Below are 24347 nucleotides of genomic sequence, written 5' to 3' on the forward strand. Positions count from 1 at the left end.
GGGGGCCGGTCGTCCGCGGCCGGGGTCACAGCACGTGCAGGACGCCGGAGGCGAGCAGCGCGCGCTGATGGCTGCGCTCCCGCTCCCTCAGGCGCTGCTCGTGGCGGAGCACCTCCTGGGGTGAACGGCGGCGCAGGAGCCTCCGCGCGAGGAGCAGGGCGCCCGGGAGCGCGGGCTCCTGGGGGCGGGCCGGCACGGTGCCCGGCGCCGTACGGTGCTCGTCCTCCGCGCGTTCGGCGAAGCTGTGATCGTCGAACACGGGGTGGTGGAGCGGAGCAGGATGGCGCGCGGTGACGGGGAAGGAGGGATCGGTGGTGTCGGTGGGGGGATGACGGCGGTCGACGTCGAGCTCGATGCTCATCTGGGGTCTCCTGAGTCGGTGGTCACGATCCTTCGCCGGTGCGCGGACAGCACCTGACCGCGGATCGGGAGGGATCCGGGCAGGGGAGGGCGCGCGGCAGGACCGCAGGGGTGAGGGGGGCGGAGCGGGCTCCGCCGGTGAGGGACGGGGACGCGGTGCGTCACCGGGCCCTGTCGGGCCTCCGCCCGGTCAGGACGGGAGGCGGGTGGCCGTCAGCGGACGGCGGCGGTGCCGGTCGGCGTGCCGGGGCGGGAACCCCCGGGGCCGAACGCCTTCCGCGCGGCGGGCTGCCGCAGGGACCGGGGGATCGTCGCGCCCAGCACGGCCGGACCGGCCGCGGGGGCCGTGGTCGTGGTCGGGGTCGTGATCTCCATGGGATGTACTCCATCACGGCGCCTCGCCCGGGTCCAGCGAATAAACCTGCAGGCAGCACGACGCCCCGTCACCGGGCTCGGGACGAGCGGCGGTGACGGGGCGAGGGGAGCGGGCGGCGGCCCGGAGCGGGCCGGGCCGGGAGGGTCAGCCGAGGACGGTGTAGGTGACGCCGATCGTGAGGCTGTCGCCGGTGGTGAGCTCCACTGCCGCGTCCTTGGCGACCGCCGGCTCGACGCACAGGAAGCCGGGCCAGGAGTCGTCGGGCACGTCGGCCATGCCGGCCGCGAGCTCGGTCCAGGGGTTCCAGACGACGGTCTTCGCGGTGCCCCGCGGGCTCGAGACGATCGTGCGGCCCGCTCCCTCGTCGACGATCCGCACCTCGCCGGCGCGGTCCACGACCCGGTCGGTGGGGCCGGTGAGCACGAGGTCCCCGGCGGGGAGGACGTCGGCGGCGAGGCCGCGCGTGTTGTCGAGGTACTCGGCGCCGCCGAGGCCCTCGATCCGCACCCGGCGCACGTCGGACACGGCGAGGTAGGTGTGCAGGGCCGCCTCGACCTCGAGAGCGATGCCCGCGGTGAGCGTGAGGTCCAGCGAGAGCTCCGCACCGATCCGCACCACGAGATGTGCGGAGAGCTCGGTGCGACCGGCGGGGGAGACGAGGTGCAGGACCACGTCCTCACCGGCGGTCTCGGCGCGCTCGAGCGTCCATCGGACGTTGCGCAGCCACCCGTGCTTGACCTCCTGGTCGCCATGCCGGCCCGGGCCGAACCAGGGGCCCACGAGCGGCACGCCGCCGCGGATCGCCGCCCCGTGCCCGAACGCCGAGTCGGGGGAGAGCCAGAGGACGTCCGTGGTCCCCGCGGGCGCCCAGCTGGTGAGGTGGGCGCCGTCGAGGTGCAGGGCCGCGCGGGCGGCGGGGGTGTCGACGAGCACGGCGTCGGCGCCGTGGTCCTCGCCCCGGCGCACGCCGGCCGGGAGGGGGAGGTCTGCGGGTGCTGTGGTCATGGCCCCATGCTCCCATCCGGGGCGGCGAGCGCGTCGTCGCCGTTCGTCGGCGGGTGCTCCTGCGCGTCCTCGGCCCGGGCCTCCTCGGCGCCGTCGGCCGCGGCGGAGACGATGCGGATGAACAGCAGCAGCCACGCGTAGACGATCGCGGCGGCGCCCATCTCGAAGGCCGTCATGTTGAGGTAGCGCACCTCCACGAACATCACGGTGATCGCGACGAGGAGCGCGAAGGCCGTGATCGTCACCGGCAGCAGCCCGCCGGGCATCCGGCGCAGCAGCACCGGGGTCACCACGAGGAGCGCACCGAACACCACCACGAGGGTCTGGGCGATGACGTCGTGCCAGGTGACGCTCACGTCGCGGGAGACGAGCGCGACGAGGGCCACGAGCACCCCCACGGCGGAGAGCAGGGTCCGGACCACGGCGGTCACCCAGGCCGGCTCCCCGGCGGAGGCGGCCCAGCGGTCGAGGTCGTGGGCGAGGAACTCGGTGACCGTGAGCAGCGCGACGCCGGTGAGGAGCAGCGTGAGGTTGAAGGTGACGCTCGCGAGGTCGCCGCCCTCGCCGAGCTCCGAGAAGTACCGCTCCCACCAGTACCGGTCCGTCGCGTTCATCGCGCTCGCGAGGACCCCGGCGGTGAGGAACACCGCGAGCAGCGTCGCGAGGGAGCGACCGGTGAGCGCGGACCCGGCCGCGGAGGTCGCATAGGCTCCCGCCGCGCTCGCCACGACCACCCAGAAGGTTCCCGCCATGCGGTCCAGGGCGACGCCCTGGAACGCCTGCTGGAACACGCCGAACAGCGCGCTCGTGAGGAAGAGCCCCAGCAGCCCGTACACGAGGGCGAGGCCCACGATGTCCAGCGCCCTGCGCCACCGGTGGGCGCCGCCGAACCACGGCATCGACCGCGGCGTGACGACGGCGAGGACGAGCGCCGCGGTCGCCGCGGCGCAGCCGAAGACCGACAGCGCCGCGACCTGGCCGATCGACCCGGTCCCCGCGAGCGGAGCGGTGCCGCGCAGGAACACGAGCCCCACGGCGAGGCCCACGACCGCCCCGCCGCCGCCGAGCACGAGGTGCAGCGACTCCTCCCTCGTCGCGCGGGAGGCCATGAGGGCGAGGCGGGGAGCCATGGGGGAGGTCAGCCCACCGCGGCGATCGGGACCGCGACCGGGGTGCCCGAGCCGTCGCGGCGACCGAGCGGATCGGGCAGGTCGATCGGCTGCCCGGCCTCCGAGCAGGCGCGCGCGGGGTGCGGCACGACCCAGGCGCCGATCAGCACGTCCTCACCGCGCAGGAAGCGGTGGCAGCGGACACCGCCGGTCGCACGGCCCTTCGCGGGGAACTCCGCGAGCGAGGACACCTTGAGCGAGCCCGTCTGCAGTAGCGGCAGGGTCGCCGAGGAGCCGGAGACGGTGACGACGTCCGCCGGGGCGGTGACGTCGACGACCCCGAAGGAGAGGACCCGCGCACCGGCGCCCAGCTTGACGCCCGCGACGCCGCCCGCGGAGCGCCCCTGCGGGCGCACGCCCGACGAGGGGAAGTGCAGCAGCTGCGCGTCGGAGGTGATGAGCACGAGGTCGAGGTCCGCGTCGTCCTCGAGGTCCACGACGCCGACGACCTCGTCGCCCTCCTTGAGCGAGATGATCTCGAAGCCGTCGGAGCGCGGGAAGTCCAGCTGGACCCGCTTGACGACCCCCTGCCGGGTGCCGAGCGCGATCGCCCCGCCGCGCTCGAGGTCCGCCGGCGCGAGGCGCACGAGCGCGAGCGCCCGCTCGCCGTCCTCGAGGTCGACGAGGTCCGCGAGGCGCGTGCCGCCCGCGAGCGAGGGCGCCCCGGCGGTGGGGGCGAGGGAGGGGAGGTCCACGACGGAGAGCTGCAGCACCCGGCCGCGGCTGGTCGCGACGCCGGCGGTCGCGCGGGTCGTCGTGACCACCCGCGAGACGATGACGTCGTGGGAGGCGCGGCCGCCCTCGCGCACGAGATCCTCGGTGCCCGCCGTGCGGGCGACGAGCCCGGTGCCGGTGAGCAGGACCGTGCAGGGCTCGTCGGCCACCTCGAGCCCGGCGCCGGAGGCCGCGGGGCGGCTCTGCTCGGAGGCCTCGAGCAGCACGGTGCGGCGGGGCGTGCCGTGCTCGGCGGCGACCGCGGCGAGCTCGTCGGAGACCAGGGCGCGCAGCACCTGGTCCGAGCCGAGGATCTCCTCGAGGCGCGCGATCTCGGCGAGCAGCTCGTCCCGTTCGCCCTCGAGCTCGATCTGGGAGAACTTCGTCAGCCGGCGCAGCCGCAGCTCGAGGATGTACTCCGACTGGACCTGCGAGAGGTCGAAGACCTGCATGAGCCGCGTCCGCGCGGAGTCCACGTCGTCGCTCGTGCGGATGATCTGGATGACCTCGTCGATGTCGACGAGCGCGAGCAGCAGGCCCTCCACGAGGTGGAGGCGCTCGGAGCGCTTGCGCAGACGGTGCTCGGTGCGGCGGCGCACCACCTGCAGACGATGGTCGACGAACACCTCGAGCAGCTGCTTGAGGCCCAGGGTGCGCGGCTGCCCGTCCACGAGCGCCACGTTGTTGATGCCGAAGGACTCCTCGAGCGGCGTGTAGCGGTAGAGCTGCTCGAGCACCGCCTCGGGCTCGAAGCCGGACTTCACCGTGAGCACGAGGCGCAGGCCGTGGTGGCGGTCCGTGAGGTCCTGGTAGTCGGTGATGCCCTGGACCTTCTTCGCCTGCACCGCGTCGCGCAGCTTCTCGGCGACCTTCTCCGGGCCCACCTGGTAGGGCAGCTCGGTGACGACGATGCCCTTGCGGCGGGTCGTGACGTTCTCGATGCGCGTGGTGGCGCGCATGCGGAACGAGCCGCGGCCCGTGCGGTAGGCGTCGCGGACCCCGTCGAGGCCCGTGATCCGGCCGCCGCTGGGCAGGTCCGGCCCGGGCACGAGGCGCATGAGCTCCTCGAGGGGGGCGTCGGGATGGGCGATGAGGTGGCGGGCCGCGGCGATCGTCTCGACGAGGTTGTGCGGCGCCATGTTCGTCGCCATGCCGACGGCGATCCCCGAGGCGCCGTTGACGAGGAGGTTCGGGTACTGGGCCGGGAGCACCTCCGGCTGGGTCAGCTGGTTGTCGTAGTTCGGGACCAGGTCCACGACGTCCTCGTCGAGGGAGTCCGTTACCAGCTGCGCCGCCCGGGCGAGGCGCGCCTCCGTGTACCGGGGCGCGGCGGGGCCGTTGTCGAGGGAGCCGAAGTTGCCGTGGCCGTCCACGAGCGGCAGGCGCATCGAGAAGTCCTGCGCCATGCGCACGAGCGCGTCGTAGATCGCGGTGTCGCCGTGGGGGTGGAGCTTGCCCATGACCTCGCCGACCACGCGCTGGCTCTTGACGTGCCCGCGATCCGGGCGCAGGCCCATCTCCGCCATCATGTAGAGGATGCGGCGCTGCACCGGCTTGAGCCCGTCGCGCGCGTCGGGCAGCGCCCGGGAGTAGATCACCGAGTAGGCGTACTCGAGGAAGGACGTCTCCATCTCGCTGGTGACGTCGATGTCGACGACGGTCTCCTCGAACGGCTCCTCGGCGGCCGGGGACTTCGTGGTGCGTGAACGGGCCATGGGGGCCATTCTTGCCCATGACCGGCACGGGGACGGGGAGGCGTGGCCCGGCGCGGGACCGTGGTCCCCGTCTCCCGGACCGTGCGCGACGATAGGATCCCGGCATGGCGGATCGGCACGGACCCTTCCCGTCCCCCTCGGAGCGGAGCGCGGGACGACGCTCGCGGCGCCGCGGCGCCCCCGCGCCGGCGCCGGCGGCGTACCCCGCCCACTGGGAGGCGGACATCGCGCTGCGCGACGGCTCCGCCGCGCACCTGCGCCCCATCCTCCCCGAGGACGCCGACGCCCTCCAGGACTTCCACGTGCGCCAGTCCGAGCACTCCCGGTACCTGCGCTTCTTCGCCCCGATGCCGCGGCTCTCCCCCCGGGACCTGGAGCGGTTCACCGTCGTGGACCATCACGACCGGGTCGCGCTCGTCGTGCAGCGGGGCGAGGAGATCATCGCCGTCGGCCGCTACGACCGGACCTCGCCCGAGGAGGCGGAGGTCGCCTTCAACGTCTCCGACGCGAGCCAGGGCACGGGGCTCGCCTCTGTGCTGCTCGAGCACCTCGCGGCCGCGGCCCGCGAGGTGGGGATCTCGGTCTTCACCGCGGAGGTCCTCCCGCAGAACGCCCGCATGCTCTCCGTGTTCACGGACGCCGGCTTCGACGTGCGGCGCGTGCTCGACGACGGGGTGGTCATGGTCACCTTCCGCATCGACCCGACGGCGCGATCGCTCGAGGTCATGGCGGAGCGCGAGCACCGCGCGGAGGCCCGGGCCATGGAACGGCTGCTGCATCCCTCCTCCGTGCTCGTGGTCGGCGTCTCCACGCGCGCCGACTCGATCGGCGGCCGTGTGCTCTCCGCCCTCGAGGGCTCGGGATGGCAGGGCGATCTGCACCTCGTCTCCCGTGACGCCTTCGAGGTGCGCGGGCACCTCGCCCGGCCCCGCATCGCGGACGTCCCCGGACCCGTGGACCTCGCCGTGATCGCCCTGCGCCCCGAGTCCTGGCTCGAGGCGATCGAGGAGTGCGCCGCGATCGGCGTGCGCAGCGTGCTCGTCCCCACCGAGGGGCACACGGACAGCGTGGAGGGCCGGCGCCGGCAGCGCGAGCTCGTCGCCGAGGTCCGACGCCACGGCATGCGGCTGCTGGGCCCCGGCTCGCTCGGCGTCCTGCGCACGGGGGAGGACGCGCTGAGCGTCTCGCTCTCGCCGCGCCTCCCGCGGCCGGGCACCGCCGCCGTCGCCGGCCAGTCCAGCGCGCTCGGCGCGATGCTCCTCGCGGGGGTCGACGAGCGCGGCACCGGCGTGCACGAGTTCGTGGCCGTCGGGAACCGGGCCGACGTCTCCCTCAACGACGTGCTCCAGCACTGGGAGGACGACGAGCGCATCGAGGTCATCGGCCTCGCCCTCGAGACGATGGGGAACCCGCGCAAGTTCACCCGGATCGCCCGCCGCCTCACCCGCAGCACGCCCGTGGTGGTGCTCCGCCCACCGGGGTTGCGGGTGAGCGGCACCCCCGGTCACGACGTGCGTGAGTCCTCCCTCCCGCGGCGCGCGCTCGACCAGGTCCTCGCCTCCTCCGGGGTGGTGCAGGCGCGGACGGTCGACCACCTGCTCGACGTGGTCGACGCCGTCTCCCGCCAGGGCGTCCCCAAGGGGCCGCGGGTCGCCCTGCTCTCCAACACGGCGGCGCTCGGCGCGAGCCTGCGCGGCGCGGCCGACGAGGCCGGCCTGCAGATCGTCATCGACGACCGGAACGTGCCGCTCGCGGCGGACCCCCGCGTCATGCAGCGCGCCCTCACCGCCGTCGCCGGTCCCGATCGCGCGGACCTCATCATCGCCGGGGTGATCGACCCGCTCGCGGGGGACCACCTCGGCGCCCTGCGGGAGATGGCGACCATCGCCCGGCACAGCGAGGTCGCGCTCGTCGTCTGCCTGGTCTCCGAGCGCAGCCGCTTCCAGGAGGTGCACGAGGCGGTCCGGGAGGACCTCGCCCTCGCGCCCGTCCACGTGACCCCCGCGCTCGCCGTGCGCGCGGCCGCCGGCATGCTCGCCGCCGCCGAGCGGCCCGCGGCGGACCGCGAGGAGCTCGCGGTGCGGGAGGACGTGGACCGCGCCGCCGCCCGCAGGATCGTCGAGCGGCACCTGCCGCCGGTGGGGGAGCGGGTCACCCTGGACCTCGAGACCACGCGCGCGCTGCTCGCGGCCTACGGGCTGCCGCTGCTGCCCTCGCTCCCCGCCGCGGACGCCGAAGAGGCCGTCCGCGCGGCCTCAACGGTGGGCTACCCCGTCGCGCTCAAGAGCACCGACCCGGTGCTGCGCCACCGCGCGGACCTCGGCGGCGTGCGGCTGGACATCACCGACGCCGTGCAGCTGCGGCACGCCCACGCCCGGATGCGCGAGGACCTGTCCTTCTCGAGCGCGCCGCTCGAGGTGCAGTCCATGGCCCCCACGGGCGTGCCGATGGTCGTGCGCAGCGTCGAGGACCCCTCGCTCGGCCCCGTGGTGTCCCTCTCCGTGGCCGGGGACGCGACGGACCTGCTCGAGGACATCGCCTACGCGATCCCGCCCTTCTCGCAGCGCGCCGCGCGGGAGCTCGTGGACGCCCCCGCGAGCGCCGTGAAGCTCTCGGGGGAGCGAGGGCTCCCGCCGGCGGACAGGGACGCCCTCGCGGACGTCGTGGTCCGCACCGGCCTGCTCGCCGAGGACGTCCCGGAGCTCGCCTCCTTCGAGCTGTACCCGGTCGTCGTCGCGCGGGAGGGCGCCTTCGTGGTCGGTGCGCGGGCGGAGCTCGCCCCGGCCCCCAACCGGACGGACGGCGCCCGCCGCGCGCTGCTGGGCGGCCGCTCCGGCTGAGCCGCTCCGCCGTCCCCTCCCGCATGGGACAATCGGAGGATGACGACCGCGCTCCCCGCCTCCCTGACCGCGGACCTCGAGACCGCGGGCTACTTCCCGCAGACGGCCGGCGGCTCGCTCGCCCTGTCGCTGCGCGGCGCCCCCGTGCTGGGGCACCTGGTGCGGCCGGAGACCACCTTCGACGGCCCCGAGGTGCGCCGCCACCTCACAGTGCTCGTGCTGACCCCCCGCCACCTCCTCGTCAGCCACCTCGACGACGACCCGGCGGACGACCTCAACCCCAGCCAGGTCATCGCGACCACGGAGCGCATCCGCCTCAGCCGCGTCACCGGCACCGGGCTCTCCCAGGTCTTCGACACCGAGGGGACGAGGGTGCGGGGCAGCGAGGCCGAGGTGACGCTCGGCATCACCTGGGGCGGCACCCGTCGCGTCGACCTCGAGCGCGCGGACTGCGGCGACCCGTCCTGCCAGGTGGACCACGGCCTCAGCGGCACCGTCGCCCCCTCGGACCTCGCCCTGCGGGTGAGCGCGCTCGCCGACGGCGAGGCCGCCGTCCAGGAGGCGCTCGCCTTCCACGGTCTGCTGCTCGACGCCGTCGACGCGCTCGACTCCTGAGCCCGGTGCAGCCCGCCGACTGGCCCTCCGACCTGCTGCCGCCGCCCTTCGCGGCGGGCGCCCGTCCCGCGCTGCTCGACGTCGTCGCCCCGCTGGCCCGGGCCGACGCCCGTGGGCGCGACGTCGTCGTGCTGATCGACGGCCTCGGCGCCGAGCTGCTCGAGGAGCACCGCGCGCTGACCCCGACCCTGCGCCGTCTCGCCGGGAGCACCGAGCGCATCCGCACCGTCGCCCCCTCCACGACGGCGACCGCCATGGTGTCGCTGCACACGGGCCTGGCGCCGCTCGAGCACGGGGTGCTCGGCTACACCGCCATCGATCCCGCGACGGGCACCGCCGTCAACCAGATCACCGGTGAGCCCGGGATCGACCCGCAGCGGTGGATGCCGCTGCCCGGGCTGCTCGAGGAGCACCCCCGCCGCGCCGTGCAGGTCGCCCCCGCGAAGCATCAGGGCTCGCACCTCAGCCGCGTCGCCTATCGCGGCTGGGACTTCCAGGGGCACGGCCGCCACGACCGCGCGGACGCGGTCCTCGTGGCCGTGCGGCGCGCCGGCCCGGACGGCCTCGTGCACCTGCACGTCGACGACGTCGACCATGCGGGGCACCACCACGGCACGGACTCCGACGCCTGGCGCGAGGCGCTCGCCGAGGCGGACGCCCTGCTCGGCACCCTCCTGCGGCGCCTGCCCTCGGGCACCCGTGTCACGGTCACCGCGGACCACGGCATGGTCGACACGGACCCCGCGCACACCGTGGACCTCGCCGACCATCCGTCGCTGCAGCGGCTCGCTGGCACCGTCGCGGGGGAGGCCCGTGCGCTCGCGCTCGCCGTGCGCGAGCGGGACGAGGCGCCGCTGCTCGCGGCGGGGCTCGCGGAGCTGCTCGTGGACCGCGCCCTCGTGCTCACCCGCGACGAGGTGCTCGGCTCGGGTCTGCTGGGTCCGCAGGGCGCCGAGCCCTCCGCCGTCGCCGCCGGACGGGTGCCGGACGTCCTCGTGCTCGCCCGCGGCCGCTGGGGTGTCGACGACTTCTCCCGCCGCCCCGAGGGCGCACGGAAGCTGGTCGGCGTGCACGGGTCGCTCACGCCGCGCGAGGCGCTCGTCCCGCTGCTGCGCACGGAGGCCTGAGCGCCGGGTCCCCGGGACGACGGATCACGGGAGACGTCGGGCACCGAGGACGACGACAGCGGCCCCGCCCGTGAGGACGGAGCCGCTGCCGAGGTGGGCGGTCGAGCCGCTCAGTCGTGCTTGGCGCCGAAGACGATCTCGTCCCAGCTCGGCATCGAGGCGCGGCCCTTCTTCGCGGGCTTGGACGCCTTCTTCAGGGCGGGGGCGCTCTTCTGCTCGGGCTTCCCGGTGCTCTCCGCAGTGTCCTCATCGTGCCCATCGGCGCCTGGGGCGTCGGGGACCGACGGGTCCTCGGTGGCTCCCGCGTCCTCGTCACGAGGGTCGTCGAAGCCGGGGAGCGGGGTGAGGTCCTGGGTGAGGTCCACCGTGTCCTGGTACTGGAGCGGCTCCGGGGCGGGGGCGCCGTCCTCGTTCTCGAGCTCGCCCTCGCCGGAGGGGGCGGTCGCGGCGTCGTCCGTCAGGTCCTCGGAGAAGGGGTCCTCCTCCTCGGGGGCCGCTCCCGCATGGTCCCGCTGCGCGTCGAGGTCCGGATCGGCGTCCAGGCCACGGTCGGCGGACGGCACGATGTCGGCGTCGGCGTCGGCGTCGGCGTCGTCGGCCGGACCGGTGATCCCGCGCGACGGCGTGCTCCGCGGCACGTCCTCGTCCAGGGTGCTCCACACGCCGGCGGAGTCGTCGTCCTCGAGCGGCGGCACCGACCGCAGCCCGCGCCGGGCGTTGAGCGCGTCCAGCTCGGCCTCGTCGAAGGCGGCCGGATGGGCGGAGCGCTCGGCCGCGCCGCGGCGCGGCCCGGCGGACTCGTCGAAGGAGCCGTCGGCCTCGAGGTCGTAGACGGAGCTCTTGACCGCCATCAGACGGGTGCGGCCGCGGGACGGCTCGACGGGGGCGTCCTCGTCGCTGATCCAGCGCGCCTCGTCGTCGACGGGGGCGAGGGAGCGGTTGTCGAGATCCGCGACCCAGTGCGCCTGCCGGGTGCGACCGGCGGCGTTGAAGCTCAGCTCGAGGGTCCAGGTGCCGTCCGGGCGGCGCCAGGCGTCCCAGGCGACGTCCTCGGCGGCCTGACGGGCGGCGAGCCGCTCGGAGACCACGGAGGTGAGGGAGGGGCCGCCGCGTCCCACGGGGAAGGTGCGGGCACGGCCCGCGGTCCACTCGCGCTCGGCGAGCACCGGGCCCTCGTAGCGACGCACGTGCTCGACGGTGATGGCCGCGAGCTCGGCGATCTCCTCGGCGCTGCGTCCCGACCGCAGCAGGCCCTGGATCTGGCGGGGGCTGAGCGGGGCGGCGTCGGCCGCCTGGATCATGCCCAGCGCCGGTCGGTCGCGCCGGACGGCGGCGCGGAGCGCCTCGTCGATGCGCAGGGTGTACCGCTCACCATCGGAGTCGAGGAGGATGAGGTGCTCCCCGTCGTCGTGGATCCCGTCGAGCTCGAGCTCGCGCATCGTCGTCCTCTCCGTCGGTGCCTGGTCGGAACGTGGACCGAGTCTAGACGCCGAACATAGCGTGTCGCGCAGGGAACTCGCTGATGCGCCGCGCCCGGTGGAGGGGACGCGTGGGACCCGTGTTGTCGCATGCCGGGCGGTCTGCAATAATGCCGCCGCATTCGGCGTTGTGTCGCGCATCGGCCCGCAGGGGACGGGCGCCTGCGCACAGCCGAGGATCCACCCCCGGAGGACGGCGGAGCTCGCCCCCGTCATCCCCCGGACCACCACCAGGAACGGACCGTAGATGGCCACAGATTACGACGCACCGCGCAAGAACGACGACGAGTCGAACGACGACTCGATCGAGGAGCTCAAGGGTCGATCGAACAAGGCGGCGACGCCGGTGGTCGACGAGGACGAGGCGGAGGCCGCGGACTCCTACGAGCTGCCCGGCGCGGACCTCTCCGGTGAGGAGCTCTCCGTCCGCGTGCTGCCGCGGCAGGCCGACGAGTTCACCTGCGCCAGCTGCTTCCTCGTGAAGCACCGCAGCCAGATCGACCACGTCGAGGGGACCCTCATCATCTGCACCGAGTGCGCCGCCTGAGCGCATCCGCAGAGCATCACCCCCGCATCGCGGGTCAGAGCCGACGGCGCCCCTCCGGGAGGAGGGGCGCCGTCGGTGCATCAGGGGAGAGGGGCATCAGGAAAGAGCGGCCGCCGCGCGGCGGCCGGGCTCGCGGGGCTCAGGCGCTGCGCAGGGCGAGCGCGAGATCCTCGGGACGGCGGGTCGAGACGACCCAGGCGGTCGTGGGATCGCCCTCGTCGAGCACCTCGGCGCGCAGGCCCGAGCGGATCCAGCCGCGGGTGAGGTGGAAGGCGAGGGGCTCGAAGCCGACGCCCATCGTGCGCTGCCAGTCCTCGCCCTCGAGCTCCTCGGGAGTCCCCAGCAGCCCCACCTCGATCTGCGCGCGTCCCGCGCGCAGGCGCCCCCCGCTCACCTCGACCACGGGAGCGGTGAGCACCCCGAGCACGACGGCCACGACGATCCCGACGATCCCGACGACCAGCGCGAGCGTGGCGCCCAGCGGCACGAGCACCACGCCGCACATGGCTCCCACGGCGATGATGACGATCCAGGTGCCGATCCCGGGCAGCAGGCGCTCACGGTGCAGGGGCGCGCCCGGCGGAGCGGCGGCCGGCCGGGTCCCCGCACGGGAGGACGGGACGGCAGGATCAGGGGGGATCGGGGCGGCGGGGGAGCTCCCCTCGGCGGCGTCGGACATGCCCCCATCGTCTCACGCAGAGCTTGGACCACTCCTCAGCACGGAGCGCCTACCCTGGGTCCCATGCCTTCCACCACCCCGACCGCCACCGCCGCGGGCGCCGTCCCCGCGGAGGGTGCACCCGAGCTGCGCCTCCGCCTGGCCGAAGGGGCCGTCGCCCCCGTCCGCGCCCACGCGGACGACGCCGGCCTGGACCTCTCGAGCGCCGAGGACCTCACGATCGCCCCGGGCGGCCGTGCGCTCGTGGACACGGGTCTCGCCGTCGCCCTCCCGCCCGGCACCGTGGGCCTCGTGTGCCCGCGCTCGGGCCTCGCCTCCCGCCACGGCGTCACCGTGCTCAACGGCCCCGGCGTCGTCGACGCCGGCTACCGCGGGCCGATCAAGGTCGCGCTGCACAACACCGATCCCGCCGAGCCCTTCGCGCTGCGACGCGGCGACCGGATCGCCCAGCTCGTCGTGGTCCCCTTCCTTGCCCCCGTCCTGCGCACCGTCGAGGAGCTCGACGACACCGAGCGGGCGGCCTCCGGCTTCGGGTCGAGCGGCGGCTTCGGGCCCGCCACGGACGGGGAGGTGGCCTGAGATGGGACTGTTCTCCCGCCGCGGCAGGAAGGCCGCCGAGGACGTCGACGAGTCCCGGGTCGGGACCGCGGACGGCACAGGGACCGCTGCCGGCGCCGCGAAGGCCGATGCTGTCGACGCCGGTGACACGGCCGACGCCGAGAAGGAGCAGGGGCGCGCCGCGCACCTCGAGGACGGCCCCTACGACGCCTCCGACGCGCCAGAGGAGGAGCGCATCGACCTCGGCGGCATCCAGGTCCCGGGGATCGACGGTCTCGAGCTGCGCATGGAGGTGGACCAGCGCACGAACGCCGTGACCGGCGCGAACCTCGTGCTGGGCGGCTCCTCGCTCCAGGTCCAGGCCTTCGCGGCGCCGAAGGCCAGCGGGCTCTGGGACGAGGTGCGCACCTCCCTGCGCGACTCCGTGGTCGGGCAGGGCGGCACGGCGGAGACCCGCCCCGGCCCCTTCGGCACCGAGCTCATCACGCGACTGCCCGTCAAGCGCTCCGACGGCCGCACCGGCTACCGACCCGCCCGTTTCCTGGGCGTCGACGGTCCCCGCTGGTTCCTCCGCGCGATCCTCACCGGGAAGGCGCTCGGCGACCCGGCGCAGGCGAAGGAGTTCGAGACGCTGATCTCGCGGCTCGTCGTGGTCCGCGGGCACGAGGCGATGGCCCCGCAGGAGCTCATCCCCCTGCACCTGCCGGGGGAGCGCGTCGCGCCGACCTCCGCTGCGCCCGACGAGCTCCTCGACCCGCTCGCGCGCGGTCCCGAGATCACCCAGATCGGATGAGCGCCGCCGACGGCGGCACGCCGGAGCAGGGGAGCGGATCCGCCCCGGGCGGCGGGCAGCGCCAGGACGGAGCCGAGGACCGGCGCGCCCGCGGCCTGGGCGGCGTGCTGCGCCAGGAGGAGTTCTCGGTGCGCGACGCCGTCGGCGGTCCGCGCGGGATCGCCGAGTCCGTCGCGCCCACGCTCCTGTTCGTCGTGCTCTTCGTCGTCACCCGCTCGGTGGCCGTCGCGGCGGTCGTCGCGGTCGCCGTGGTGGTCGTCGCGCTCGTGGCGCGGCTCGTCCAGCGGCAGAGCCCGCAGACCGTCCTCGGCGGGCTGATCGGGGTGGCGCTCGGCGCGGTGCTCGCGCTCCGCTCGGGCGACGGCACCGACTTCTACGCGCCAGGCATCGCGATCAACGTCGTGACCCTCGTGCTGCTCGTGGTCTCGGTGCTCGCCCGTCGTCCGCTCATCGGCCTCGTCGTGGGCGCGCTCGACCCACGGGTCGAGGACTGGGCGCAGGACCCCGACGCCCGCCGTGTCTACACCCGTGCGACCTGGCTGTTCGCCGGTCTGTACGCCGCGAAGCTCGCGGTGCAGGTCCCGCTGCTGCTCGCGGGACAGGTCGCGGCGATGGGCGTGGCCAAGCTCGCCATGGGTCTGCCGCTGTTCGCCGTGGTGGCCTATCTGGTCTGGCTCATGCACCGGTCGCTGCTCGCGCGCCGGGCGGCACGAGCGCAGGACGGACCGGCGCACCGCGCCGGGTAAAGAATCGATCCCGATCCGCCGCCACGGCGCCAGGTGCGTCCGCATCGCGATCATCGGGGTGGGAGACTGGCCCGGACATGAACGAGTCCGCGGCGGGTGCCGCCGCGGGAAGGGAGCGGGACGCATGAACGCCACGGACTCCGAGCCGGAGCGCACGGTCGAGGACGCCGCCGCGCAGGGCCGTCTCCTCTCGCTGACCGCCGAGCGTCCCGCCGCCGGCGGCACCTTCGTCGCCCGCCACGAGGGTCGTGTGGTCTTCGTCCGCGGCACCGCTCCCGGGGAGACCGTCACCGCCCGTCTGCTCGACGACCCCGAGCAGGCGGCCGACGCGCGCTTCTGGCGCGCCGAGGCGATCGACGTGCTCGAGGCCGGCGTGGACCGTGTCCCCTCCGTATGGGCCGAGGCCGGCGTGGACGGCGTGGGCGGCGCGGAGTGGGCGCACATCGCCCTCCCTGCGCAGCGCCGCATCGCCTCCGAGGTCATGCAGGAGCTGCTCCAGCGCGCCGGCGTGACGAGCTACCCGATCGAGGACGTCCAGGTCGAGCCGGCCACCCATGACATGGACGGACTGGGATGGCGCACCCGCGTGCGCTTCGCGGTGGACGCCGACGGCGCGGTGGGCATGCGCGGCTGGCGCTCCCACGAGGTGCGGTCCGTGGGGGAGAACCCTCTCGCCGCCCAGGCGATCCGCGACCTGGACCTCGGCTCGTGGACCGCGCCGGAGGGCGTCGAGGCGATCGACGTCGTCGCGCCCTCGGCGGGCCCGCCCGCGGTCGTCCTGATCGGCCGGGAGCTGGACCCCGCCTCGGTGAGCATCCCGGACTCGTGGGGGGACGCCGACGTCGCCGTGCGCACCGCGCAGGGGCTGACCCCGCTGCGAGGAGACGGCACCGTCACCGAGCGTGTGGGGGAGCGGCTGTTCACCGTCGCGGCGACGGGCTTCTGGCAGGTGCACCGTCGGGCCGCGGAGCTGCTCACGGAGGTCGTCTCCGGTGATCTCGCCGCGCCCCGAGGCGGCAGCGTCTGGGACCTCTACGGCGGTGTCGGGCTGTTCGCCGCGGCCGCGGCGGAGCAGGTGGGCCAGGACGGCTCGGTCGTGAGCGTCGAGGGCAACCGTCGGGCCTCGCAGCTCGCGGCGGAGAACCTCGAGGACCTCCGGCAGGTCTCCACCGCGACCGCGGACGTCACCGACTGGGTGCGGGCGCGTCGCGGCGGCGTCGACGTCGTCGTGCTGGACCCGCCGCGCTCGGGCGCCGGGGCGGAGCTCATGGAGCTGCTCACGAAGGTCGTGCGGGAGCGGATCGTCTACGTCTCCTGCGAGCCGTCGACCCTCGCCCGGGACCTCGCCGTCGCGGAGAAGGCGGGCTGGGGCATCGTGGACCTGCGCGTCTTCGACCTCTTCCCGCACACCCATCACGTCGAGTCGGTGACCGTCCTGGAGCGCCCGCTGCGCTGATCAGGCGCACTCCGGCGTGCCCACTCGAATATCGGGACGCAGGAATTCGCTAATGCGGTGAGCATGCCCTTGGCGGCGGAACTCACGGCCCCGCCGCAGTGTGGCGGCGGCGAGGCTCCGCCGGACGAGTGCCCTGCGTGCTAGGGTTATCTTGACGTCAAGATAACTGGTCCGTGGCCCCTCGCCCCGTGATCGCCGCGTCATTCCGGCGCCGACGGAGAAGTCCGTGCAGTCCGCTCCGCGACGCTGTGACCGCGATTACGATGGACGAGTTCGCCCACGACATGAAGGAGTGTGCCCCGTGAGCACAGTCGATTCGTTCTCCGCGAAGCAGAATCTCAGCGTCGGCGAGACCGACTACGAGATCTACGCCCTCGACGCCGTCGATGGCGCTGAGAAGCTTCCCTACAGCCTCAAGATCCTCCTCGAGAACCTCCTGCGCACCGAGGACGGCGCGAACATCACCGCCGAGCACGTGCGCGCCCTCGCCGGATGGGACCCCACCGCGGATCCCTCCGTCGAGATCCAGTTCACGCCGGCCCGGGTGATCATGCAGGACTTCACCGGCGTGCCCTGCGTCGTCGACCTCGCCACCATGCGCGAGGCCGTGCAGGACCTCGGCGGCGACCCCGAGCGCATCAACCCGCTCGCCCCCGCGGAGATGGTTATCGACCACTCCGTCATGATCGACGTGGCCGGCCGCCTGGACGCGCTCGAGAAGAACATGGAGCTCGAGTACGAGCGCAACCGCGAGCGCTACCAGTTCCTGCGCTGGGGCCAGACCGCCTTCGACGACTTCAAGGTCGTCCCCCCGGGCACCGGCATCGTCCACCAGGTCAACATCGAGCACCTGGCCCGCACCGTCATGACCCGTGAGGTGTCCGTCAACGGGGAGGCGCCGGTGCTGCGCGCCTACCCCGACTCCTGCGTCGGCACCGACTCCCACACCACCATGGTCAACGGCCTGGGTGTGCTGGGCTGGGGCGTGGGCGGCATCGAGGCCGAGGCCGCGATGCTCGGCCAGCCGGTCTCCATGCTCATCCCGCAGGTCGTGGGCTTCAAGCTCACCGGCGAGATCCCCGCCGCCGCGACCGCGACCGACGTCGTGCTCACGATCACCGAGATGCTGCGCCAGCAGGGCGTCGTCGGCAAGTTCGTCGAGTTCTACGGCGAGGGCGTCGCCCAGGTGCCGCTCGCGAACCGCGCGACCATCGGCAACATGAGCCCCGAGTTCGGCTCGACCTGCGCGATCTTCCCGATCGACGACGTGACCGTCGACTACCTGCGCCTCACCGGCCGCTCCGAGGAGCAGCTCGCGCTGGTCGAGGCCTACGCCAAGCGCCAGGGCCTGTGGCACGACCCGTCCACCGAGGCGCAGTACTCGGTGACGCTCGAGCTGGACCTCTCCACCGTCGTCCCCTCGATCGCCGGCCCCAAGCGCCCCCAGGACCGCATCGTGCTGTCCGAGGCCAAGGAGTCCTTCCGCGAGGTGCTGCCCTCCTACGCGACCGGCCACCCGGCCGTGAGCAACGGCGACGGCTCCTTCCCGGCCTCCGACCCGGCCACCCCCGACTCCGACAACGAGTCCGGCGGCCCCGCCCCCGAGCACCAGCACGTCACGGGCCGCGCCTCGCAGCCCACCGCCGTGAAGGGCGCGGACTACACGATCGACCACGGCATCGTCTCGATCGCCTCGATCACCTCGTGCACCAACACCTCGAACCCCTCGGTCATGATGGCCGCCGGCCTGCTCGCGCAGAACGCCGTGGACAAGGGCCTCGAGGCGAAGCCCTGGGTGAAGACCTCGATGGCCCCCGGCTCGCAGGTCGTCACGAACTACTACACGAAGGCCGGCCTCTGGCCCGCCCTCGAGCAGCTCGGCTTCCACCTCGTGGGCTACGGCTGCACCACCTGCATCGGCAACTCCGGCCCGCTCGCGCCGGAGATCTCCGAGGCGATCGCCGAGAACGACCTCGCCGTCACCGCGGTGCTCTCGGGCAACCGCAACTTCGAGGGCCGCATCAACCCCGACGTGAAGATGAACTACCTGGCCTCGCCGCCGCTGGTCATCGCCTACGCGCTCGCGGGCACGATGGACTTCGACTTCGAGAACGACGCGCTGGGCACGGACAAGGACGGCAACGACGTCTACCTCCGCGACATCTGGCCCAACCCGACCGAGGTCGAGCGGGTCATCGGCGAGAACATCACGCAGGAGATGTTCTCCGAGGACTACAAGGACGTCTTCGCCGGTGACGACCGCTGGCGCGGGCTCGACACCCCCGAGGGCGCGACCTTCGCGTGGGACGAGGAGTCCACCTACGTGCGCAAGCCCCCGTACTTCGAGGGCATGGGCGCGACCCCGGACCCGGTCGAGGACATCACGGGCGCCCGCGTGCTCGCCAAGCTCGGCGACTCCACGACGACCGACCACATCTCGCCCGCGGGCTCGATCAAGGCCGACTCGCCGGCCGGTCGCTACCTGCGCGAGCACGGCGTCGAGCGCAAGGACTTCAACTCCTACGGCTCGCGCCGCGGCAACCACGAGGTGATGATCCGCGGCACCTTCGCGAACATCCGCATCAGGAACCAGCTCCTCGACGGCGTCGAGGGCGGGTACACGAAGAACTTCCTGACCGGCGAGCAGGAGTTCATCTACGACGCGGCGCAGGCCTACGCCGAGCAGGGCATCCCGCTCGTGGTCCTCGCGGGCAAGGAGTACGGCACCGGCTCCTCGCGCGACTGGGCCGCCAAGGGCACCAAGCTCCTGGGCGTCAAGGCCGTCATCACCGAGAGCTACGAGCGCATCCACCGCTCCAACCTCATCGGCATGGGCGTGCTCCCGCTGCAGTTCCCCGCGGGCCAGAACGCCGAGTCGCTGGGCCTGGACGGCACGGAGACCTTCGACATCTCCGGTGTCACCGCGCTTAACGAGGGCACCACGCCGAAGACGGTCGCCGTGAAGGCCACCAAGGAGGACGGCTCCGTCGTCGAGTTCGACGCGGTGCTCCGCATCGACACCCCCGGCGAGGCGGACTACTTCCGCAACGGCGGCATCCTGCAGTACGTGCTCCGCTCGCTGGTCGCCGCCTGACGATCACCGCGCTCTGAGCGGCGCCCCGTCCACCTCCTGGTGGGCGGGGCGCCGTCGTTCGGGGGCGGCGGTGGTGGCCCGGCGCGGGGATACGAGCACCCCTGAGCACAGGATCTGCACCCTGTTGCAGATGGCTCCCGTACGCCGTGAATCCCCGGTGAAGATATGCACAGATGTGACCATGCCTCCCGTCGATCCTGGTCAGGGAGTCGTACGCTGGGCTGGTCCCGTCCCCGACCTCCTTGGGAGGAACGCGCGTGCCCACCACCCAGCAGCGCTCCTTCACCTCGCTGATGCGCACCGCCGCGCCGAGCGACCTGCCGACGGCGCCGTCGGCCCACGCCGAGGTCGCCCCCGCGGAGGTCGCGATCCCCGCGGACCCCGCCGCGCTGCGCGCCCTGGACCCCGAACAGCTCCCCGGGCTCGCGCGCACCCTGCGCCGGCGACTGCTCGAGATCTGCTCCCGCACGGGCGGGCACCTCGGCCCGAACCTCGGCGTCGTCGAGCTGACGATCGCCCTGCACCGCGAGTTCGTCTCCCCGCAGGAGCCGATCGTCTTCGACACCGGGCACCAGGCCTACGTCCACAAGATGCTTACCGGACGCGCGGACCTCCCCGGTCTGCGCAGCGCGGGCGGCACCTCCGGCTACCCCGACCGCGGAGAGTCCGCCCACGACCTCGTGGAGAACTCCCACGCCTCCGGCTCGATCGCCTGGGCCCACGGCCTGGACCGAGCCCACCGACTCGCCGGGCAGGACGGCGCGAGCGTCGCGGTGATCGGCGACGGCGCGCTCACCGGCGGCGTGGGCCTCGAGGCGCTCAACGAGCTCGCGGCGGACCGCGGCTCCCGCACCGTCGTCGTGCTCAACGACAACACCCGCTCCTACGCCCCGACCGTCGGCGGTCTCGCCCGGCACCTCGCGTCGCTGCGCGACGGGGACGTCCCTGCGGGGACGGACGTCTTCACCGCGCTGGGGCTGACCTACGTGGGGCCGGTCGACGGGCACGACCACGAGGCCCTCGCCGTCGCCCTGCGCCAGGCGCGGCGCGCCGCGGAGGACCCCTCCCGCCCCGGTGTCGTCGTGCACGTGCTCACCCGCAAGGGCGCCGGCTTCGCCCGCGCCGAGTCCGACGCCGTGGACCAGTGGCACGCCACCGGCCCCTTCGCCCTCGACGACGAGACCGACGCCCCCGCCGCCGCGGACACCTGGACCCGGCGCCTCGGCGAGGCCGTGCTCGACGCTGCCCGGGAGGACGAGAAGGTCCTCGCGATCAGCGCGGCGATGGTCGACCCCGTGGGGCTCACCCCGATGCAGGAGGAGATGCCGGACCGTGTGCTCGACGTCGGCATCGCCGAGCAGCTGGCGCTGGACACCGCCGCCGGCCTCGCCGCGGGCGGCCGACGGCCCGTCGTCTCCCTCTACGCGACCTTCTTGGGTCGCGCCCACGACCAGCTGCTCCTCGACCTCGCCCTGCACGGCGAGGACGTCCTCATCACCCTCGACCGCGCGGGCGTCACCGGCGACGACGGCCCCAGCCACCACGGGGTGTGGGACCTGGGCCTCGCCGCGCAGGTGCCTGGGCTGTCGCTGTGGGCGCCGCGGGACGGCGAGCGGCTCGCGGGAGCGGTGCGCTCCGGGCTCGCGACCTCCGGTTCTTCGATCGTGCGCTTCCCCAAGGGCGCCTGCCCGCCCGATCTCCCGGCCACGGCGACGATCCCCGCGGGCGACGTGCTCGCCGGGGATCCTGACGCCCCGATCGACGTGCTCCTCGTGAGCATCGGCGCCCTCGCGGGCCGAGCCGTCGAGGCCGCCCGCCTCGTCGCCGCGGAGCAGGAGGGCGCGAACGTCCTCGTGCTGGACCCGGTGCAGGCGCTGCCGCTCGGCGATGCGCTGCTCGACCTCGCGAGCGCCGCCTGCGCCGTCGTCACGCTCGAGGACGGCATCGCCGAGCGCGGCATCGGTGCGGCCCTCGCCGTGCGCCTCGCCGCTCGGGGCACCCTGTCCCGCCCGGCACCGGTGCTGCGCACACTCGGCCTCGCCCAGGAGTTCGTGCCCCACGCCAAGCGCGACGCGATCCTCACCGCGTACGGACTGGACGCCGAGGGGATCGCCGCGAGCCTGCGCCGCGTGCTCGGCTGAGCACGCGGGAGAGCGGACCGTGGACGCCGCGGAGCCGTCCCCGGGGAAGCCCGCTCGCTCCCGGCGGTGACGGTCTGACAGGGTGGGGCCCATGAGCACCCTCACTGCGGATCTCGCACGTCTCCGCGAGGCCTTCGTCCTCAGCGAGCTCGGGACCGCGAGCCTGACCCCCTTCGCCGCGGTGCACCGCTGCCGCACGCGGGCGGGCGAGGACGCGGTGCTCAAGCGCACCGCGCGCGCCGCCCCCGCCATGGCCCGCTGGCTGCGGGCGCTCGACGCCGCCGGGGTCGACGTGGTCGTCCCGCTCGCCGAGGCGCAGGAGGTCGACGGCGCGACGTGGGTGCTCTACCCGTACATCGAGGGGGAGCGGTACAGCGGCACGACGGAGCAGCTCCGCGCCGCCGGCGACCTGCTCGGACGCCTCCATGCCGCGGAGGTGCCGCTCGAGGGCCTGCGCCGCTACGCCCACCCCAGCACCGTGCGCGCCGAGGTCGAGGCGGACCTCGTGACCCTGCGGGAGATCCTGCACCGCGCCCTGCCCGCGGAGCGCGCCGCCGCGGCGGACGCCTCGATCACCGCGCTCGGCGCCCGCTGGTTCGAGCGCTCCTGGCCCGCCCTGCGCGCCGCGGACCCGGACCTCCCGCGCACGGGCGTCAGCTCCGACTGGAAGGCCGCGAACCTCGTGTTCCGGCCGGAGGGCGCGGTGCTCGTGGACCCGGACAACGGCGGTGTGGAGCCGCGGCTGCTCGACCTCGCCCTCGCACTCGTGCTCTTCCCCTGCGAGACGCCCGGCGCGCCGCCGCGCATGCTCGAGCCCGCCGAGTGGGACGTGCTGGCCGGCGCCTACGCGCGGCACGTCACGCTCACCGACCGGGAGCGGGAGCTGTGGCCCGCGGCGCTGGACCACCAGTGGTGGGAGGAGGGCACCTGGGTGCTCGAGGACGCCGGGGAGGACGGCTGGACGGATCCCGTCCAGGGCGGCTACCTGCGCTCGCTCGCCGAGTGGGACCCCGCCCCGTACCTCCTGCCCGCCTGACCGGCGCAGCGGGGGAGTCAGCCCAGCGAGGAGCGCGGGGCAGGATCGTCCGCGCGGGCGGTGAGCACGACCGGGTCGCCGTCGGTCACCTGCAGCGTGTGCTCGGCGTGCGCGCCGCGGGAACCGTCGGCGGAGAGCTGGGTCCAGCCGTCGCGCTCGTCGACCACGAGCCGGTCGGTCGTCGGGACGAGGAAGGGCTCGACCGTGATGAGCTGCCCCGCCACGAGGCGCACGCCCTCCCCGGGGGTCCCGTGGTTCGGCACGAACGGCGCCTCGTGCATCGTACGGCCCACGCCGTGCCCGCCGAAGCGGTCGTTGATCGTGTAGCCGAGGTCGTGCGCGGCCGTCATCACCGCATGGCCGATGTCGCCCACCGTGCCGCCGGCGCGGACCTGGTCGATGCCGGCCCACATGACGCTCTCGGTGTCGCGGATCAGCTGCAGGTCCTCGGGCCGCGGGGTGCCCACGGGGACCGTGACGCAGGAGTCCGCGACCCAGCCCTCGAGCTCGACCGCGAAGTCGAGGGAGAGCAGGTCGCCGTCGGCCAGAACCCGGTCGTGGGGGCGGCCGTGCAGCACGCCCTCGTTGACCGAGGTGCAGATGACGTGCCCGAACGGCGAGGCGCCGAAAGCCGGGTGGTAGTCGATGTAGCAGCTGGTCGCGCCCGCCTCCCGGATCAGGCGGTGCGCCTCCGCATCGACCTCCAGCAGGTTCCAGCCCGGCTCGACCACGGTGCGCAGGTGCGAGAGCACGGAGGCGACGAACTCGCCCGCGGGCCGCGCCTGCGCGAGCGTGGGCAGCTCCTGGGCCGAGGAGCGGCGGCGCCGCCCGATCATCACCGCGTGCCCTCCGGGGCGACCGGCTCGGGGTGCTCGCCCGGCGCCGCGGGATCCGTGCCCGCGGCCGGACGGCGCGTGACGAGCTCCGCACCCACCCAGGCGATGCCGCCGCTGAAGAGCGCGGCCCCGATGAGGTGGAGGAAGACGACCGCCGCGGGGAGGCCCGCGAAGTACTGGACGTAGCCGATGACGCCCTGCAGCGCGGTGAGCAGCAGGAGGACGATCGCGGCGCGGCGCGGGGCGCGGTCCGCGCGGCCCTTCAGCAGGATCACGAGCAGCGCCACGAGCAGGGCGCAGAAGACCCACACGGCGGCCGCGTGGGCGCGGGCGATCTCGACGGGGTTGATGAGCAGGCGGGTGATGTCGCCGCTGTCCCCGGAGTGGGGGCCGGTGCCGGTGACGATCGTGCCCAGCACGAGGACGACGAAGCCGGCCGCCGCGAGCGGCGCGTAGACCCACACCGCGGCGCGGGGCGCGGCGAGACGGCGCGGCCCCTCCTCGTCCATGGCGCGCACGAGGAGCACCGTGGAGGCGACGACGAGCAGCGGCGAGATGAGGAAGTGGGGGCTCACGAGGCCCGGGTGCAGGTGGAGGATCACGACGAGGGCGCCGATGAGCGCCTGGGCGATGGTGCCGATCAGGGGCACGGCCGCGAGCAGGAGGAACGCCCGGCCGCGGTGCCGCATCCAGCGCCAGGTGACGATCAGGACGAGCACGGCGACGATGCCGAGCAGGCCGGTCATGGTGCGGTTGCCGAACTCGATGAACGGGTGGATCCCGGACTCCGGCGTGTACCGCGGGGTGAACTGGCCGGGCTCGCAGCTGGGCCAGGTGGAGCAGCCCAGTCCGCTGCCGGTGAGGCGCACGAGCCCGCCGGTGAGGATGATGCCCATCTGGCACACGAGGTTCGCCCACAGGACGATCGCGACGATCCGGGAGCGGGCGGCGGCACCGAGCCCTGGGAGGCGGGGTTCGGGCAGGGTGGTCAGGCGGCCGTGGCGCTCGGGTCGCGTCCCGGCGCCCGCGACGGGGGCAGCGGCGGTGGGCATGCGGTCGATC

Annotated in this window: 20 protein-coding genes; 11 read left to right on the forward strand and 9 right to left on the reverse strand. The window is 74.3% G+C overall.

The window, feature by feature from the left end:
- Positions 1 to 25: 25 nt before the first annotated feature.
- The 5 genes from ABD080_RS10515 to ABD080_RS10535 form a co-directional block, all read right to left on the reverse strand.
- Positions 26 to 361: a hypothetical protein gene (locus ABD080_RS10515; RefSeq protein WP_137770924.1), complete on the reverse strand. Its 336-nt coding sequence runs from the start codon at positions 359 to 361 to the stop codon at positions 26 to 28.
- Positions 362 to 573: 212 nt separating this feature from the next.
- The gene (locus ABD080_RS10520) at positions 574 to 735 is read right to left on the reverse strand and encodes a hypothetical protein (RefSeq protein ID WP_168198097.1); all 162 of its coding nucleotides are present in this window, start codon (positions 733 to 735) and stop codon (positions 574 to 576) included.
- 145 nt (positions 736 to 880) lie between these two features.
- A complete protein-coding gene (locus tag ABD080_RS10525; protein WP_137770923.1) occupies positions 881 to 1741 on the reverse strand; it encodes a D-hexose-6-phosphate mutarotase in 861 nt (286 codons plus the stop codon).
- Positions 1738 to 2871 (reverse strand): hypothetical protein, encoded by a 1134-nt coding sequence (locus tag ABD080_RS10530; RefSeq protein ID WP_205750646.1) that lies wholly within the window; start codon positions 2869 to 2871, stop codon positions 1738 to 1740. Before ABD080_RS10530 ends, ABD080_RS10525 begins: the two co-directional genes overlap by 4 nt.
- Before the next feature lie 8 nt (positions 2872 to 2879).
- Entirely contained in the window at positions 2880 to 5339 is a 2460-nt protein-coding gene (locus ABD080_RS10535; protein WP_137770922.1) for a DNA gyrase/topoisomerase IV subunit A, read from the reverse strand.
- Between the two features lie 104 nt (positions 5340 to 5443).
- On the opposite strand from ABD080_RS10535, the gene ABD080_RS10540 reads away from it, so the two are divergent.
- Genes ABD080_RS10540 through ABD080_RS10550 form a run of 3 tightly spaced genes read left to right on the forward strand, consistent with a single transcriptional unit; the run spans position 5444 to position 9921 of the window.
- Positions 5444 to 8179 carry a bifunctional acetate--CoA ligase family protein/GNAT family N-acetyltransferase gene (locus tag ABD080_RS10540; protein WP_343904788.1) on the forward strand — a complete coding sequence of 912 codons (2736 nt, stop codon included), beginning with the start codon at positions 5444 to 5446 and terminating at the stop codon, positions 8177 to 8179.
- A 39-nt stretch (positions 8180 to 8218) separates the two neighbouring features.
- Entirely contained in the window at positions 8219 to 8794 is a 576-nt protein-coding gene (locus tag ABD080_RS10545; RefSeq protein ID WP_137770920.1) for a DUF5998 family protein, read from the forward strand.
- Between the two features lie 5 nt (positions 8795 to 8799).
- Positions 8800 to 9921 (forward strand): alkaline phosphatase family protein, encoded by a 1122-nt coding sequence (locus ABD080_RS10550; RefSeq protein WP_343904791.1) that lies wholly within the window; start codon positions 8800 to 8802, stop codon positions 9919 to 9921.
- A 110-nt stretch (positions 9922 to 10031) separates the two neighbouring features.
- On the opposite strand, the gene sepH is transcribed toward ABD080_RS10550, so the two are convergent.
- Positions 10032 to 11360, reverse strand: coding sequence for a septation protein SepH (sepH, locus tag ABD080_RS10555; protein ID WP_343904793.1), 1329 nt, complete (start codon positions 11358 to 11360; stop codon positions 10032 to 10034).
- Positions 11361 to 11646: 286 nt separating this feature from the next.
- Between sepH and ABD080_RS10560 the strand changes: the two genes are divergently transcribed.
- Positions 11647 to 11946 carry a DUF4193 domain-containing protein gene (locus ABD080_RS10560; RefSeq protein WP_137770918.1) on the forward strand — a complete coding sequence of 100 codons (300 nt, stop codon included), beginning with the start codon at positions 11647 to 11649 and terminating at the stop codon, positions 11944 to 11946.
- Between the two features lie 139 nt (positions 11947 to 12085).
- Here the strand turns inward: ABD080_RS10560 and ABD080_RS10565 are convergent, their stop codons facing one another.
- The gene (locus tag ABD080_RS10565) at positions 12086 to 12625 is read right to left on the reverse strand and encodes a DUF3093 domain-containing protein (RefSeq protein ID WP_137770917.1); all 540 of its coding nucleotides are present in this window, start codon (positions 12623 to 12625) and stop codon (positions 12086 to 12088) included.
- Between the two features lie 63 nt (positions 12626 to 12688).
- Here ABD080_RS10565 and dut point away from each other — a divergent pair, with 63 nt between their 5' ends.
- From dut to ABD080_RS10600, 7 genes are all read left to right on the forward strand, one after another.
- Positions 12689 to 13204: a dUTP diphosphatase gene (dut, locus tag ABD080_RS10570; RefSeq protein WP_137770916.1), complete on the forward strand. Its 516-nt coding sequence runs from the start codon at positions 12689 to 12691 to the stop codon at positions 13202 to 13204.
- Position 13205: 1 nt separating this feature from the next.
- Positions 13206 to 13976, forward strand: a complete 771-nt coding sequence (locus ABD080_RS10575) for a DUF3710 domain-containing protein (protein WP_343904796.1) — start codon at positions 13206 to 13208, stop codon at positions 13974 to 13976.
- Positions 13973 to 14722, forward strand: a complete 750-nt coding sequence (locus ABD080_RS10580) for a DUF3159 domain-containing protein (protein WP_343904798.1) — start codon at positions 13973 to 13975, stop codon at positions 14720 to 14722. Before ABD080_RS10575 ends, ABD080_RS10580 begins: the two co-directional genes overlap by 4 nt.
- Positions 14723 to 14846: 124 nt before the next feature.
- A complete protein-coding gene (locus ABD080_RS10585) occupies positions 14847 to 16178 on the forward strand; it encodes a class I SAM-dependent RNA methyltransferase (protein WP_137770913.1) in 1332 nt (443 codons plus the stop codon).
- Positions 16179 to 16479: 301 nt separating this feature from the next.
- On the forward strand, positions 16480 to 19272 hold the full coding sequence (gene acnA / locus ABD080_RS10590; RefSeq protein WP_343904800.1) for an aconitate hydratase AcnA: 2793 nt from the start codon (positions 16480 to 16482) through the stop codon (positions 19270 to 19272).
- Positions 19273 to 19529: 257 nt separating this feature from the next.
- Positions 19530 to 21413 carry a 1-deoxy-D-xylulose-5-phosphate synthase gene (locus tag ABD080_RS10595; protein ID WP_343904802.1) on the forward strand — a complete coding sequence of 628 codons (1884 nt, stop codon included), beginning with the start codon at positions 19530 to 19532 and terminating at the stop codon, positions 21411 to 21413.
- A gap of 91 nt (positions 21414 to 21504) precedes the next feature.
- Positions 21505 to 22449 (forward strand): phosphotransferase, encoded by a 945-nt coding sequence (locus tag ABD080_RS10600; RefSeq protein WP_343904804.1) that lies wholly within the window; start codon positions 21505 to 21507, stop codon positions 22447 to 22449.
- 17 nt (positions 22450 to 22466) lie between these two features.
- On the opposite strand, the gene map is transcribed toward ABD080_RS10600, so the two are convergent.
- Together map and ABD080_RS10610 are read right to left on the reverse strand one after the other, a co-directional pair.
- Positions 22467 to 23288, reverse strand: coding sequence for a type I methionyl aminopeptidase (gene map / locus ABD080_RS10605; RefSeq protein ID WP_343904806.1), 822 nt, complete (start codon positions 23286 to 23288; stop codon positions 22467 to 22469).
- Positions 23285 to 24337: a COX15/CtaA family protein gene (locus tag ABD080_RS10610; RefSeq protein ID WP_343904808.1), complete on the reverse strand. Its 1053-nt coding sequence runs from the start codon at positions 24335 to 24337 to the stop codon at positions 23285 to 23287. Before ABD080_RS10610 ends, map begins: the two co-directional genes overlap by 4 nt.
- Positions 24338 to 24347 lie beyond the last annotated feature (10 nt).

Source organism: Brachybacterium rhamnosum (assembly GCF_039526185.1).
In the GTDB taxonomy this organism is placed as follows: domain Bacteria; phylum Actinomycetota; class Actinomycetes; order Actinomycetales; family Dermabacteraceae; genus Brachybacterium; species Brachybacterium rhamnosum.